A 15,420-nucleotide genomic window follows, 5' to 3' on the forward strand; every position below is an offset into this window, starting at 1 on the left:
AATTTATATTCAGCGGCTTTTGTATTTTTATAGCTTAATCACTAAGAATTACTTACTTTTTAAGAAGCTATTAACCGACTCTAGTTCGCGAGTTTTAAGTGCGATACAGTCATTTGTGCTTTCTTCAAGTTTACTTAACGTACGTGCATAACCTGCTACATCGGCTACTTTTTTGTTAAAAAAGTCTTGTGTTTTAGCTAAGCTTTTTGCATTACAACTTGCGGTTGTAAAGTACGGTAAGTTAGGTACAAAGAACGGTGGCAAGCTTGTTGTTAATTTATCGTAATTGGCGTATATCCAGTCAATAAACAATGCTTGGCGTTCGTCTGTGTAACTTTGACCAGACAAAATAGTACGCATATCAGAGGCGGTTACTTCATCCGTTAAGCTGTAAGCTAAAACGGCTTTTTGTAGCTCAGGGTTGCCAAAAAAGCCCATTGCAGCAAGCATATTAGTGCGTACTTGTGGATCTTTTGTGGTTTTAAATGTCGTCATAAACTGATCAAGTAATGCTTTATCACCATGAAAAGCTGCCAGTCTTAAATAAGTGCCCGCTAAGTAAGGATCTACTTTTTGTGGGTTGTTTAAATACACTTGCGTTTGCTCTTTGGCTTTATTAATTATAACTTGATCTTCACCATCAAAACCTAAGCGTGATACAACCGCCGCACGAAGTTGTGCAATAGCACCATCTTCTCCAGCTTTTGCCTCTAAACCATATTTTTTAGCTGCAGGAGTAACTGCATCACGAATAAATGCAGGCCATAGGTCTTTATTGCTATCGTCTTTAAACGTACGTTGTTGCGATACTAAGTAACCTAATGCGGTATTTGCTACGCGAGGGTGGTTATCGCTTGCGAATACTTCAAGTGTTTGCATTAACTTAGCCGCAGATATAACACCAGCATCAAGTAGCGCGTCAGTGGCTGATAATAACGCCAAACGCTCGCGGTCAGTCAATACGCTTGCTGCATTATCGATAAGTGCGTTAAATTGCGTGTCATCCATTACCCAGCGGTAATAGCCTAGTGCACCTTGATCAGGATAAATCCATTCTGGCTCAAAGTCTAAATCTAGCGTTTGGCTTTGTTTATTAAGTAATACGTTTGCTGTTTTTACTTTATCGCCCGCGCCATATTTAATAGCAACAGGTACATTCCATAATTGTTCTGGCGCATCAACACCTGCGTTTACAAAGCGACTTTGTGAAATCGTTACTTTGCTGCCTTGCTGAGTTACTTTAACTAGTGGGAAGGAAGACTGTTCAATAAACGATTTTAAAACACCTGCGACATCTTTATTTGATGCTTTACCTAGAGCTTCCCATAAATCAGCTGCTTCTGCGTTTTTGTAAGAGAATTCTTTTAAGTAGCTTTGAATCCCTTTTTGAAACGCGTCTTCGCCAATCCAGTTTTCAACCATCGCAAGTACTGAGCTACCTTTGCTGTAAGCAAGACCTAAACCGTCCATAATGTCGGCTTCAGTTTTTATTGGCTTACGAATGGGCTTAGTACTTAAACGCGCATCAAGTGCCATTACGTTGTTTTGTGGCAGGTCTAAGTGCGATTCAAACTCAGGGTTAAGCTGCTTAGTAATTTTCGCAGCCATCCAGCTAGCAAATGCTTCATTTAGCCATAAATCGTTCCACCATTTCATGGTGACTAAGTTACCGTACCATTGGTGAGCAAGTTCGTGAGCAATAATTGATACATTGCGCTGTTTTTTGCTACGTGTTGCAGCGGCTAAATCAACTAATAAAATATCTTCTCGGTAGGTTACTAAGCCTGAATTTTCCATTGCACCAAATGGAAATTCTGGCACTGCAACAGAGTCTAATTTTTTATATACATAAGGAATGCCAAAGTATTCTTCAAGTGCGTTCAGTACTTTTGGCATGTTTTCTTTTGCGTATTGGGCTAAATGAATTTTACCTTGCGGAGTAATTACACGACCAGGAATTGGCATACCTTTAATTTCTAATTCTTCAAACGGGCCAACAGCCATAGCGACTAAGTATGAAGGAATTGGCGGCGTTTTATCAAAGTAGTGTGTGGTCATATCGCCATTAACGATTGCTTTAAGCTCTGGTGTGTTGGCATATACTTTTTGTGATGTAGGCGCAGTAATTGTTAACTGAAATGGGATTTTGTAGCTTGGTTCGTCAAATACAGGAAACGCACGACGCGCGTCGCTCATCTCAAATTGAGTAAATAAGTAAGGCGTTCCTTGATCTAACGTTTTGTACAGGCCTACACTCTGACGGTTATACGGCGCTGAAAAATCTACTTTTAGTGTGTATTTACCTGGTTGAATTTGCTCGTCACAACTAAATTTCACTTTGCCTGTTTTAAGCATTTCGTTGTTTAAATCACAATTTTCTTCGCCAAGTAATTGCGCCATTTTAACAGCGTAAGCTACGCCATTTAACTCAATGTATTTTGTTGGTTTTAGTACTTCTAGGGAAATCTCAGTCATCCCTGTAAATGTATCTTGGCTTGGGTCGAGCGTTAACGACACCTGTTGTGAGCTTGGTTTTGCGAGTTTTTCGATAACGAATTCGTTAGCGTGTGCAGCATTCATTGCCAGTGCAACGCTCACTGTTAAAAGGCTTTTAAAAAACATAGTGTTCCCTAGATTGTTGTTGTTAGAAACTACCCTAAACAGGCTTTTTTATGCTCATATAATTAGGGGTTAGATATCCTAACAGTTTTTTTAAATAGAGTAATTGATTATAACGGTGACATTAAGGGTAAATAGTAACAACGTTTGTCAGTGACTTTCGCGCGTTATAAAGCGCTGCCAGCTTAAATTTGTATTAATGATACGTAGTTGTTGAATAACGGTATTTAGCAAAGTGGTGTCGTTAAACGTATCGTGTTGATACTCGCTAAAGCCCATTAAATAATTGAAGGCATCTTTAGAGCTGGCTTGTAGGGCATATATACGAACTTGCTGTTCAAAGTTAAGGCGCAGGCTGCTTATTGCTGTTTTCATACCGAGTTGATCTACGTTTGGGATATCACATTTTTGTAAGTAGCCAGCTCGCTCACCTTCACCTGAAAACCAAATGCGTACTTTTTCACTGTACCTACCCGTTTTAGCCGGTAAATCGAACATTAACCGGTGTTGATTTTGCGATTTAATAAACGCTATGTATTCATTAAAGCCAGCATTTATAAGAGCTTGATGTACAGGGACCAAACGAGGTTTTATTTTTCCATGTGTATGAAAGTTAAAGCATAGAATGTTTTTTTCAACAGATAGATCGTCAAGTGTTAAGCAACCAACCTCATCGCTGTAAGCGCCACTATAGTAGGCAATTAAAGGCAGCCAAAAATGCCAATGTTTCGCTTGTTCGCGAGCAACCTTAAAATCACCGTATATATATCCATTATAAAGCGTGTGTAGTTCCATGGCAGAAAAAGGCCGGCGACCAAGATGGGTTTTCAACGTAATACCTTGAAAATAATGATGTGTTTTATCTTATACCCAACTAACAGTTGATGCTAGTTGGGTTTACTCGCTTTAAAAATAAAGCAGGTGGCGTATTACTCACTCAGTGCGCGAGCTAAGCCTGTTGGTTCAATTTCTGCGCATACTTGGTCATCATTCCAGTTAATACCAACCAGTGCATTATCTTCATTTAAGTCTTCAACCCATGCATCTAAAAATTCATCAAGGTTGATCTCTACAGGACTGTAGTCTTTCCATTCTTCTTTACATTGCGCTTTAGCTGCTGCTTCACTTTCCCAAAGTAGTAACACGTCAGTTTCGTCAAATTGATTAGAATCACATACTACAAAGCCATTATCTTCTGCACCGAGTGCCCAAATTACTTCGCTAACACGTACTTTTTCTACGAAGTTAACCAGTTGTGATTCAATTTCGATATCGCTCATGTGTTTACCTTTTTAAATTAGTGACGAGAATTAGTATCTATTGCCGCTTAGTGCTTGCTGTATTGCTTATAAAAAGCAATACGCTTTGGATGCTGACTAAAGTCAGTCCGTTCGCGAAAGCAAATCAAGTAGGTAGTATAAACTGATGTTGAGGTATTCACAGCTTTTAAATACTTGATCACATAAATCAGTATTTAAACAGTTTAATATTTGCTCAGTCGGTTCGTTTGTAAGTTAGAAAACTTATCGCTAATTTGATGCAATTAGCTTTGGCTGGCTTATTGAAGCAAAAAGCGCACTATGGAGCTAGAGTTAATAAGCGTGAACATAGCGTCGATTTAAATAGGTTGTTTTTGGGAGGATTTTTATTTGCTCGATTAGGGGGCGTTTGTTTAAAAAGTATACTTGAAATATCAACAGCCCCTAGGTTGACGTTATTTTATTGTGCCTAAGTTCTAATTCGACTGCATGGGTATTTAATAAAAAAGCCGCACGAGCGGCTTTTAATAAATGGTATGTATCAAATTATTCTGAACGACTGGTTACTTCAAGCAAATGATAACCAAATTGTGTTTGCACTGGGCCTTGTACTTCATTAATTGGTGCAGAAAATACCACTTTATCAAATTCTGGTACCATCATACCTGGACCAAATTCACCAAGGGCACCGCCGTCTTGGCCAGAAGGACAATTAGAATGTGCTTTTGCTAACTCAGCAAAAGCTTCACCTTGCTCAATTTTTTCTTTTAAGTCTAAACATTGTGCTTCACTGTCTACTAGGATGTGTCGTGCGCTTGCCACTGTCATAAATTCTCCGCTTATATTTGGTGTTTTTTTAACCTAATGAAATGTCATTCTAGTTAGTTTCAACTAATTGTACCAGTATAAACTTATTTCTCAGAAAGCACAGTTTCAATTGCTGAGATCATCTGCTCTGAATTTGGTAACATTTTACTATTAAAACGCAATATTGTTTTACGATCCGCAGACACAAGGTACTTATAAAAGTTCCAGTTAGGAGAGCTGGTTTGTGCGTTTAAGTGATTAAAGATTGGATTTGCGTTGCTGCCACGTACTTCACTGGTAGCAAACATAGGAAAAGTAACCCCATAGTTTATAAAGCAAACTTTAGCTGTGTCTTTTTCATCGTTTTCTTCTTGAAAAAAGTCATCAGAAGGAAACCCCAATACGACTAACCCTTGTTCTTTATATTGTTGGTATAGTGTTTCCAGATCTTTAAACTGAGGTGTGAAGCCACAATTACTGGCTGTGTTTACTATTAACAGCGGTTTATTTTTGAATTGACATAAATTGATAGATTCTTCAGAGCGCAGTTTACGAATATCGACATTAGTAAAATCCGTGCAGGTTTGTTCAGATTGCTCATTGCTATCGAAATTATTTTGAGCTTGCGCGGTAACAGTTATAAATAAAATACTGAGCCCTATAATAACTTTTTTTAGCATAACGAACGCCTATATTTCCGATTGTTAGAGTTGATGATGATACGCTAATATAGAGAAAATTGATCAACCATGTAATGACTTATGACCACTCGTTTAGCAAATATTAATGATCTTAGCGACATTGTCGCCATTTATAACGAAACCATTGCTGGGCGGATGGTAACCGCCGATACAGAAAATGTAACTGTTGCAGAAAAGCGTGATTGGTTTAATAGTCATACCGCAGAACGGCCAATTTACGTTTACTGTGAAAACAACCAAGTATTGGCATGGTTAAGTTACAAATCATTTTATGGTCGTCCAGCCTACGATGGTACTGTTGAAATGAGTATTTACATTACCGCAAAAGCACAAGGTAAAGGGTTGGGTAAAAAATTAATGAATTTTGCACAAACCCAAGCTAAACAATTAAATATTAAAGTATTACTGGGCTTTATTTTTAGCCATAACTTACCAAGTGTTAAACTATTTAAGCACTTTAATTTTGCAGTGTGGGGAGAGCTTCCTAATGTTGCCATTATGGATGGGAAGCTATACAGCTTAACGATTTTTGGAAAACATTTGCAATAACTCCCGCCACTATATAGTTATTTTTTTCTTGTAAATATATATGGGAAAATGTGCTAACCAATAATATTAGACTACGCTATTTATATATTAAGTTAATTAACTGTAAGTGTAGCTTGATGATTCGGAAAATATTAATTGTAGATAGCAGCAGCGTAATCGCTATGCGCGTAAAGGTACTTTTAGAATTAATTGGCTGTGAAGTCGAATTAATTCATTTTTCTATGCTAAAAATGTATACCAATATGAGTTGCTATGACTTAATTGTCATAGCGCACGGCGTTCCCGTCACTGCAATAGCATATTTAGTTGAAAAAGTACCGCAAGAGCGTTTTATGCTTCTTGCTCCAAAAGCTGAAAGTGGCCAGCAGCTTACTACATTTAGTGAGCTCAATCATGTTGTGCCTAATGCAACAGTGGTTTACCCGTTTTTTTCAAACAAAGAAATTACGTCTTTATTAGAAAGTCTGTTAGAAATAGGCTCGAATCATATACTTCAGTTACCAACAATTCTATTAGTGGACCATATACCTGAACGTCTCGAAAATATGAAAAACAGCTTAGTGGGCGCGCACATAAAAACATACACAGCCACTAACTTTGAAGAAGCTTTAGAGGTCGTTACAAATAGGGATTTAGATATACTTATTAGTGATTTTAGTTTGGGCGATACAACGGGGCTTGAAATTTTTTCTAAATTAAAAGTTGAATATCCCCGCTGCCGGTGCTTACTTTTTACCTCTCGCTCAGATCAAGTTTCGATGATAGAAGCAATTCGTCAAGGGGTTGAAGATGTGTTAATTAAACCACTTAATGATAATATTCTTTTGCAGTCAGTACATAAATTATGGCAAACCGAGTTATTGCAAAGGCACAATACTGAGCTTGTAGAAAGACTCCAAGATACAGTAGATGCGCTCATTGAAAAAGACAGTTTACTGCAAGTTATTTATAAAAACACACCCGATGCGATTATGCTATTTGAGCGTGATGGTAACGTAATTGAAGCTAATAATTCGTGTTTAAAGTTATTTAATTTGACGTTTAATAAGCTTGAGAATAAGTCGGTTTTTAATTTTTTAGATTCAGATTCAAGTGCAATTATTAAAGATAAAATATCTACTTTAAACAGTAATCGACAATTTAGTTGTGATCTATACTTATCAAAAACAGCGGGTGGGTACATACCGCTTGTGGGATCATTTAATGAAATAGATCATCATGGCGAAATTGCACTTGCGGTCATATTTAAAAACGTAACGCATTTAAAGCAAAAAGAAGAGTTGCTACTTGAAGCAAAAGATATTTTAGAAGAACAAGTAAGAGCACGCACTTCACAGTTAGAGCATGCTAAAAATGTTGCAGAGGCGGCAAATTTAAGTAAATCGGAATTTTTAGCAAATATGTCACACGAACTGCGCACCCCAATGCATTCAATATTAAGCTTTGCGCGTTTTGGTTTAGATAAACTTGAAGCGGGTGACTTAGCCAAAGAAAAGCTTTTAAAGTATTTATCTCGTATTGAAAGTAGTGGGGAGCGATTGCTTTCTTTACTCAATAATTTGCTCGATTTATCTAAACTTGACGTCGGAAAGTTTCCTTTTAATCCCCGATCAAATAATTTAGCTAATATTATCAAAATGAGCATTGATGATGTTGCAGGTACTGCAATGGAAAAGGAAATTGAAATTGTATTTGTAACTCAACCTCCTGCTGTTGTTGCGCAGTGTGATGAAGAGCAAATAAATCAACTATTACGAAATGTATTAGGTAACGCACTAAAGTTTAGCGATCGAAAAAGTAAAATAACTGTCAACTTAGAATCAGACAATGGGTTTGCCATAATAGAAGTTGTTGATGATGGCGTTGGTATACCTGAGGATGAACTAGAGCATATTTTTACTAAATTTGTGCAAAGCAGTAAAACAAATAGTGGTGCAGGTGGGACTGGTTTAGGGCTTGCTTTATGTAGGGAGTTTGTCTCCTTGCACCAAGGCGATATCAGAGCTATTAATAATGAAAATGGTGGAGCGACGATTTGTATACAATTCCCACTGGAGATTAAGCAAGACGAACACTCCGAAAATGAAGAGCTAGCGTAGCAAAGTAGTTAAAAATTGATTGGCAAACACAATAACTTTCTAGAATTTGAATAGGTAAAATATTATGGCTTTAACTAAAATTCTTGCAGTTGACGACGAACCTTTTAACCTCGAGATAATTGAAGAAATCTTAGAGTCTCTTGATTTTGAATTAAAAGTTGCTACGAGCGGCCCTGAATGCTTGGACATGGTTGAAGAATATATGCCACAAGTTATTTTGCTCGATGTGAGCATGCCACAAATGAATGGCTACGAAGTGTGTAAAAACCTAAAATCTAACCCAAATACGGCGCATATAATTGTCATGTTTGTATCAGCAAGGGGGACGGTTGAGGAGCGGATGGAAGGCTACTCTGTTGGCGCTGAGGATTATATTGTCAAGCCATTTGGGCATAATGAACTTAAGTCAAAATTAAATAACTTAAGCCAAGTATTAAGAGAAAAAGAAAGTCTTGAGAAGCAGGTTGAGGCCGCTACCTCAACAGCGTTCAATGCAATGGCAAATAGTAGTGAAATGGGTCAAATAGTTAATTATGTTGAAAATATAGGTTTTATAAATGATCCACAAACGCTTGGTAAGGCCCTTGTAAGCTGTCTGCAGTCATTTGACTTGCAGAGTAACGTTGAGTTTAGGTATGACAATAATATTGATCATTTTGCATTACATGGAGTCTGTTCACCTATTGTTATTGAGTTATTTGAGATGCTTAAAAATAAAGGGCGGTTACATGAATTCTCACATCGAATTTTAGTAAATTATGAATTTATTAGTTTATTGATTTTAAATATGCCAGACCATGATCCCGATAAACACGGGCGTATTCGCGATCATGCTTGCTTTATTGTTAGTGTTACTGAGCAGCAATTGCGTGCGATATTAACTAAACAAATGCTTGAGTCTCAGCAAGAGAAACTAAATTCGGTGGCAAGTGCTGTGCATAGTAAGTTTCATGGCTTAATTAGTTTACTAAATGATAATCGTAAAAATAATGAAAAAGTGTTTAAACAGCTACAAGAAGATCTAGAAGTAAGGATCCCAACTATGGGGTTAGATGAAGATCAAGAAATATTCATCTATAAAAAAGTGGATGAAACAATTCAAAAATCAATTGCGAGGGAAGAATCAGTTCAACAAGTTAAAGCCGCTTTTGCCGAAATTGAGCAAGATCTGTCATTACTTTTGAAAAGTTAACTACTTCGCAATATAAAGGTTTACTCAAGTTATGTTATGCATCTCTGGGTAAGCCTTTTTCTACAATTCTTATCAATCTGGCCGTTTTACGTAGCGCAACTCGTTGTTTATCATTTTGTTGGGCTAGTGCCCATTCAATATGCTCTAAAACCAGCGCACTGCAATGTTGACCTTTATCTTCAAGAGCGTGAATAATAGCAGGGCTAAACTCAGCATTACCTAAGCCCACTGCTATATTACGTAACCAACGTTCGTGGCCAATACGACGGATAGGGCTACCTTCAGTATTTTTTAAAAATGTAGGCTCATCCCAAGCAAATAACTCAAGTAAGTCTTTATCTTTTAATTGTGTGCGAGGGTGAAAGTCATTTTCATCAGTAATTTGGCCATATCGATTCCAAGGGCAAACTAACTGGCAATCATCGCAGCCATAAACACGATTACCTAATAGTGCTCTATATTGCTCTGGAATAGGCCCCTGAAGTTCTATTGTTAAATAGGATATACATTTGCGAGCATCTACTACATAGGGCTCTACAATCGCACCCGTAGGGCAAAGCGTTATACAGGCAACACATTTACCGCAGCCCTCAAAGGTGTTTTCGGCGTCTATAGGTAATGGCAAATCAATAAATAGTTCGCCTAAAAAAAACCACGACCCTGCTTTTTGATTAATTAGTAAGGAGTTTTTACCACGCCAGCCTAAACCTGCTTTTTCAGCTAACTGGCGTTCAAGTACAGGGGCTGAATCTACAAAAGGCCTAAAGCCATATTCGCCAATTTCTTGTTCTATTTTTTGGCCTAATTTTTTTAATCGATTGCGCATTAATTTATGGTAATCGCGACCCAGTGCATAACGGCTTATATAGGCTTTTTCTTTATTTTTTAATGTTTTTGCAAAGCCAGCATCGGGCGGAAGGTAATTCATTTTTACCGAAATAACGCGTTGAGTGCCAGGTACAAGTTCGGCTGGTCGAGCGCGCTTCATACCGTGCGCTGCCATATAATCCATCGAACCATGAAAGCCTGCATCAAGCCAGCGCTGAAGTTGTGCTTCGTGCTGGCTTAAATCAATATCAGTAATACCCACTTCACTGAAGCCAAGTTCTAACCCCCAAGCTTTTATTTGTAGGGCAATTTTTTTATAGTCTGGGGTCGGGTTGCTCACACACATCACACACTTAAATAAATAGCGGCGTAATTTAGCATATTTACTCGGGCGTGTTTATCTTTGTAGATTAAAAGTAGTTCAACCTCTAAAGAAAAACACGTTTTCATAAGCCACCGATTGTTAAAGCACAAACCGTTTTAATTGTTGTTGAGTTTGTAAGCTTAGTTGTTGGGATTGCTCACTATCTGCCGATGCAGTGTCTATTAGCTGTTTAGCATGTTCACCAAGCTCAACAATTTGCTCAACAGATTGGTGAGTTTGATTTTGTGTTTGCTCAAGTAAATGTACAGCGCTGGCTATTTGCTGTAATTGTTGCTGATTATGCTCAAACTCATTGAGCATTTTACCAAACCCATCAGACGTTGCGCTTATTGAATTTTGCGCATTGTTGGAGTGAGTAATTAATTGCTCTGACTCTTTATTTGTCTCGTTTACTAGCTCATTCATTTGAGTAATAAAATCGCTAATTTGCCTTGTTGCGCCACTTACTTTTATAGAAAGTGTGCGTACTTCATCGGCTACAACCGCAAAGCCTCTTCCAGCTTCGCCGGCTCTTGCTGCTTCTATAGCCGCGTTTAATGCTAATAAGTTGGTTTGATCTGAAAACTCTTCAACCATCTTCAAAATACTGCGAATGTTTTCGCTATTTTCTTTTAAACCCGCGATCGTATTTGAAAAATTTCCCAGCATATTGGTAATTAATTTAACTTGCTCAACAAGTGTTGAAAGCTCCTTCGCTGAGAGTTTTACAAACGCTAAATGTTCATTATTAACATTGTGTACACTGTCGGTATTACTCACGATATTTTGTAAGCTTTGAGTTATTTGCATACTAGCGTCAATAATACTGCGACTTAAATGTATTTGTTGCTCGCTTGAATGCTGTGTATTTTGCATTGATTCACTAACCGCTTTATTACTATCAGCGCTTGCTTCAGCGCTGCAATAAGTTGTATTTAGCAACTCGCCTAAATGAGTAGTAAATGCATTGTATTGTGTGCTTAAATCTCTAAATTCGTCATATGAAAAATGAGGTAGCTTAGCGGCTAAATTACCATCTTGTTGATTGATTTTTATAAGCGTATTACGCATAGCAGTAATAGGGCGAACAATTAAAAAGCGCATATAAAAAAGCGTAAATACAAAGCCTGCAATAATTACCAGCGTGAGTAACCAAAACATCCCTGTACTTTGTTGCTGCTCGCTTAAACTTTGGTATAGCCAAAATAGCGTAATAGCTTGAAATAAAAATACAAAACTTAAATTTCCCACAATTTTACGAGTTAACGTAAAAAAGAAGGTTTGCTCAATGTAGTTATAAATTTTCATAAAACCGCTCATTTCCATAAACCTTTGTGATTTTAATTTAGTAATAAATCATAAGTAAGGCAGTTAGCTTGTTTGTAACGATAACAGGTAAGCTTTTGTTTGCGTAGGGTAGTTTGTAAAAATCCCATCTATGCCATAATCAAGCATTAGCGCTATGTCTTGTTCTTTATCGACCGTATAAGCATAAATCTTTAGTCCTCTTTTTTTTGCATCGTCAGTAAACGCTTTATTTACAAAGCTTTTGTCCACATGAACACTATAGGCATTTAGGTCTTCAGCAAATTTAGCATAGTTGATAGGAATCGAAGACGTGAGTGCGCCTATTTTCAACCAGGGTAAACGCCTCTTAAGCCAGAGTAATTGATGGTGATCAAATGACGATACTAAAACATTAGCACATGATATTTTTCTCGCACTTATGTTGTTTTCGAGTTGAGTGGCAAATTTCTCAAGTTCAAATGCATGTTTTAGTTCAAGGTTGAGTAATGTTTTGTTGTTATTCCAATCGAATAGTTGTTGTAGTGTTGGTATTACTTCACCATTACCCGCATTTAATTTAGTTAATTCAGATACATGAAACTCATTTACTTTGCCTGTGCCATTTGTAGTTCTATCTAGCCATGAGTCGTGAATTAACATGTAATCATCAATGGCGCTTTGTATGTCTACTTCAATGCCATCTACGCCTATCTTTAATGCTTCCAAAATAGCGCTTTTAGTATTTTCAGGAAAATGCCCGCTTGCGCCTCTGTGTGCAAATACTTTCATTGTCGTCCTTTTCGTGTAATTGACCACGTTTCAAAACAGGCCGCGCTAACAATTAATACGCCACCAACAAGCGTCATTATTGACGGGCGTTCATGGATGATAATTATAGCTAATAGTGTGCCATAAAGAGGTTGAAGGCAAGAAATCAACCCCGCAGTAGCGGCAGATAAATGTTTTAAACTGGCTGCAAATAATGAATGGGGTGTTGCTGTAAATATAACTCCGGCAATTAAAATTAATAATAAGTCATGGTTACTTACTTCATATACAGGTACTTCAATAAAAGCACATAACATAAGGCTGGCCACTAAAGTTTGATAAAACATCGTTTGTGGGCCGCCATATTGGCTAAAATAACGTTTATGGGTAATATTTCTTATTGAAAAAAATAGCGCTGAGACCACGCCAGTTATTACTCCGAGGGTGACATCATCACCTAAATTTGCCGTAGGCACGAGTAGGTAAATACCTAATATAACGACTGCGGCACTGATCACATCTTTAGTTTTAGGTTTACTTTTATTTACTAAAGGTTCTAAAAACACCGTAATAACTGGGTAGCTAAAAAATGCGAGCATACCAATTGTTATCCCCGCCATTTGCATGCCAGCAAAGTAAGTCACCCAATGTATACCAACAGCCGCACCGAGTAATATCGCAATTAAATAATCTTTAGGTTTATTAAGTTTAATCTGCTTTTTTTGCACATTAAGTAAAATGTAAATAGCAATGCCAGCAATTGCTGCTCTATAAACGGTTATATCAAGCGCATTTAAACCAATCAGTTTTGCAAACAGAGCCGTTCCGCCAAAAAGTAATACCGCAATATGTAAGTAAAGTAAGCTTTGTTGTTGGGATTGCATTTAGATTCCTTATCGTGCTTTTTTTAGCATATTAACATCGCTTAAAAATTCTTGAGATGAATTTTTTAACATCTGACAAATGTCAGGAATGTTGGTGACAATCCACACTCATATTACTTATGTATGTTGTCATAATTGCCCTACTTAAAAGAAGGGAATTAAAACATGAGTACATTTATTTTATTCAGTTTATCTATTAGCGATTTTTTAGAGTCGCTTAGTTTTACTATTACCTATGTCGATTGCTTTATGTTTGTGTGTGTTTTTGTGTTATTTATCTTTATTAATAAAAATAGTGCAATAAATAAAAATAATATGCCTGAGGTATTAGTATGAGCTCACTTAACACTTACTCTCAACAAAGCGATAAAGATTTTTGGAAATATGGACATTTAATTTTTACCGGCTTTTATTTACTCCCACTAATAATTAATTTTGCGAGCTTTACGGCTAACCAAATAACTATGTCTTTAGCCTTTTATATTGCTTTTATTCTTTTGTATGTAAAAGCAATAAACTGCAAAAATACAGGTGTAACTAAGTTGTTTGTAGCCATGCTATTAATTTGTTTCTGCGCTACTTTTTATAACTCAGGCACGCCTACCTTATTTGGTTTTGTCGCCTATGTAGCCGGTTACACATACAGTAAACTGCAAAGATTTTATGGCGCATTAGCGATAATTCTAACTGTTTTATTAAGTGCATATATTGGTGATATAGGAAAAGTTGAGTACTTTTTAGCTGTGGCTTTGATTCTATGTGCCGCCTTATTTAGTTACGGTATTGCAGCTAAAAGAGAGAGCCTGTACAAAAAACGTGAGCAGGAAAGTGCTAACCAATTAGAGCAGTTAGCAGCTATTGCTGAGCGCGAACGGATAGCTCGCGACTTACACGACATTTTAGGCCACTCACTGTCATCTATTGCTTTAAAGGCTGAGCTTGCCAATAAATTAAACCAAGGTGAGCGTTACGCTCAAGCAAATAGCGAGATTGCACAAGTGGCAGATCTTGCAAGGCAATTACTTAGTGACGTAAGAAGCGCCGTAAGTGATTTAAAACAGCTTAATCTTGTCAGCCAAGTAGCACAGCTAAAACAACGATTAATAGAGCAAGACTTTAATGTTACATTTAATGTGGTTTTAAATACTTTACCCTTTAAAGTCGAGGGGTTCGCTGGTCTTATAATTAAAGAGGCAGTTACAAATCTATTGCGCCATAGCAGCACAAAAATCTGTGAAATAAATATAGAGCAAACAGCGCAGCAATTACTCATAACCGTTATTGACCATGCTCCATGCAGCGCATTGAATTCGGGCAATGGCCTCAGTGGTATTAAAGAGCGAGCAGAACAATTAAAGGGCAGTGCTTCATTTACCTGTGGCGATACCTTTACTTTAAATGTAATGCTGCCAATTACGGCTAAGGATTTACAATGATCAAAGTATATTTAGTGGAAGATCAGGCGCTTGTTCGCGATGCAATTGCTGCACTGTTAAGCCTTGATTTTAATATAGAGGTTATTGGGCAAGCAAGTAACGGCCAAGATGCACTCAATGCAATTAAGATGCTTGATAGTGATTTACATCCAGATGTAATTTTAACTGATATAGAAATGCCAAATATGAATGGGATAGAGCTTAGCGAGCAAATTGCAGCCAAATACCCAAAAATAAAAATGGTTATTATGACTACGTTTTCTCGCGCTGGTTATATAAGACGTTCGATTGCCGCAGGGGCTAAAGGCTTTATTTTAAAAGAAGCACCAAGTGAAGAATTAATAAATGCCCTTAAAAAAGTCATGCAAGGTCAAAAAGTAATAGATCCAGAGCTTGCTATTAATGCATTAGATGACTCGGACCCGCTGACCGATAAAGAGCGTAAAGCGCTAAAACTTGCAAGCGATGGCCTTAAAACTAGCGAAATAGCCAAGCAGCTATTTATCAGCGAGGGCACCACACGTAATTATCTCTCAGATGCTATCGCAAAGCTTAATGCCACAAATCGAATAGATGCAGCACGTATAGCTAAACAAAAAGGATGGCTATAGATTTAAAGCAAGGTAT

The 15,420-nt window shown here is 37.3% G+C and carries 15 protein-coding genes; 6 read left to right on the top strand and 9 right to left on the bottom strand.

The features are described from left to right. Positions 1 to 48: 48 nt before the first annotated feature. The 5 genes from PALI_RS14830 to PALI_RS14850 all read right to left on the bottom strand — a co-directional run bounded on the left by PALI_RS14830 (position 49) and on the right by PALI_RS14850 (position 5,365). The gene (locus PALI_RS14830; protein ID WP_193156310.1) at positions 49 to 2,622 is read right to left on the bottom strand and encodes a M1 family metallopeptidase; all 2,574 of its coding nucleotides are present in this window, start codon (positions 2,620 to 2,622) and stop codon (positions 49 to 51) included. Positions 2,623 to 2,769: 147 nt separating this feature from the next. Next, positions 2,770 to 3,450 (bottom strand): site-specific integrase, encoded by a 681-nt coding sequence (locus PALI_RS14835; RefSeq protein WP_193156311.1) that lies wholly within the window; start codon positions 3,448 to 3,450, stop codon positions 2,770 to 2,772. Between the two features lie 98 nt (positions 3,451 to 3,548). Beyond that, the gene (locus PALI_RS14840; protein WP_007579911.1) at positions 3,549 to 3,899 is read right to left on the bottom strand and encodes a DUF2750 domain-containing protein; all 351 of its coding nucleotides are present in this window, start codon (positions 3,897 to 3,899) and stop codon (positions 3,549 to 3,551) included. Between the two features lie 525 nt (positions 3,900 to 4,424). Further along, complete coding sequence (locus PALI_RS14845) at positions 4,425 to 4,706, bottom strand: peptidylprolyl isomerase (RefSeq protein WP_077535960.1); 282 nt, start codon at positions 4,704 to 4,706, stop codon at positions 4,425 to 4,427. A gap of 83 nt (positions 4,707 to 4,789) precedes the next feature. After that, positions 4,790 to 5,365 (bottom strand): glutathione peroxidase, encoded by a 576-nt coding sequence (locus PALI_RS14850; protein WP_193156312.1) that lies wholly within the window; start codon positions 5,363 to 5,365, stop codon positions 4,790 to 4,792. Positions 5,366 to 5,446: 81 nt separating this feature from the next. Between PALI_RS14850 and PALI_RS14855 the strand changes: the two genes are divergently transcribed. The 3 genes from PALI_RS14855 (at position 5,447) to PALI_RS14865 (ending at position 9,226) form a co-directional block, all read left to right on the top strand. Next, positions 5,447 to 5,935, top strand: a complete 489-nt coding sequence (locus tag PALI_RS14855; protein ID WP_077535958.1) for a GNAT family N-acetyltransferase — start codon at positions 5,447 to 5,449, stop codon at positions 5,933 to 5,935. A 116-nt stretch (positions 5,936 to 6,051) separates the two neighbouring features. Then, complete coding sequence (locus tag PALI_RS14860) at positions 6,052 to 8,034, top strand: sensor histidine kinase (RefSeq protein ID WP_193156313.1); 1,983 nt, start codon at positions 6,052 to 6,054, stop codon at positions 8,032 to 8,034. Positions 8,035 to 8,098: 64 nt separating this feature from the next. Next, positions 8,099 to 9,226, top strand: coding sequence for a response regulator (locus tag PALI_RS14865; RefSeq protein WP_077535956.1), 1,128 nt, complete (start codon positions 8,099 to 8,101; stop codon positions 9,224 to 9,226). A 34-nt stretch (positions 9,227 to 9,260) separates the two neighbouring features. On the opposite strand, the gene queG is transcribed toward PALI_RS14865, so the two are convergent. The 4 genes from queG to PALI_RS14885 form a co-directional block, all read right to left on the bottom strand. Then, positions 9,261 to 10,400, bottom strand: a complete 1,140-nt coding sequence (queG, locus tag PALI_RS14870; RefSeq protein ID WP_404935937.1) for a tRNA epoxyqueuosine(34) reductase QueG — start codon at positions 10,398 to 10,400, stop codon at positions 9,261 to 9,263. A gap of 117 nt (positions 10,401 to 10,517) precedes the next feature. Continuing rightward, positions 10,518 to 11,738 (bottom strand): methyl-accepting chemotaxis protein, encoded by a 1,221-nt coding sequence (locus PALI_RS14875; RefSeq protein WP_193156315.1) that lies wholly within the window; start codon positions 11,736 to 11,738, stop codon positions 10,518 to 10,520. A gap of 51 nt (positions 11,739 to 11,789) precedes the next feature. Beyond that, positions 11,790 to 12,494, bottom strand: coding sequence for a glycerophosphodiester phosphodiesterase (locus PALI_RS14880; RefSeq protein WP_077535954.1), 705 nt, complete (start codon positions 12,492 to 12,494; stop codon positions 11,790 to 11,792). After that, positions 12,491 to 13,357 (bottom strand): DMT family transporter, encoded by an 867-nt coding sequence (locus PALI_RS14885; RefSeq protein ID WP_077535953.1) that lies wholly within the window; start codon positions 13,355 to 13,357, stop codon positions 12,491 to 12,493. Before PALI_RS14885 ends, PALI_RS14880 begins: the two co-directional genes overlap by 4 nt. A 165-nt stretch (positions 13,358 to 13,522) precedes the next feature. On the opposite strand from PALI_RS14885, the gene PALI_RS14890 reads away from it, so the two are divergent. Genes PALI_RS14890 through PALI_RS14900 form a run of 3 tightly spaced genes read left to right on the top strand, consistent with a single transcriptional unit; the run spans position 13,523 to position 15,404 of the window. Then, positions 13,523 to 13,693, top strand: a complete 171-nt coding sequence (locus PALI_RS14890; protein ID WP_193156316.1) for a hypothetical protein — start codon at positions 13,523 to 13,525, stop codon at positions 13,691 to 13,693. After that, entirely contained in the window at positions 13,690 to 14,793 is a 1,104-nt protein-coding gene (locus tag PALI_RS14895; RefSeq protein ID WP_193156317.1) for a sensor histidine kinase, read from the top strand. The genes PALI_RS14890 and PALI_RS14895 overlap by 4 nt, the downstream gene beginning before the upstream one ends. Then, the gene (locus PALI_RS14900; RefSeq protein WP_077535951.1) at positions 14,790 to 15,404 is read left to right on the top strand and encodes a response regulator transcription factor; all 615 of its coding nucleotides are present in this window, start codon (positions 14,790 to 14,792) and stop codon (positions 15,402 to 15,404) included. Before PALI_RS14895 ends, PALI_RS14900 begins: the two co-directional genes overlap by 4 nt. Positions 15,405 to 15,420 lie beyond the last annotated feature (16 nt).

It is taken from the genome of Pseudoalteromonas aliena SW19 (assembly GCF_014905615.1).
GTDB lineage: Bacteria > Pseudomonadota > Gammaproteobacteria > Enterobacterales > Alteromonadaceae > Pseudoalteromonas > Pseudoalteromonas aliena.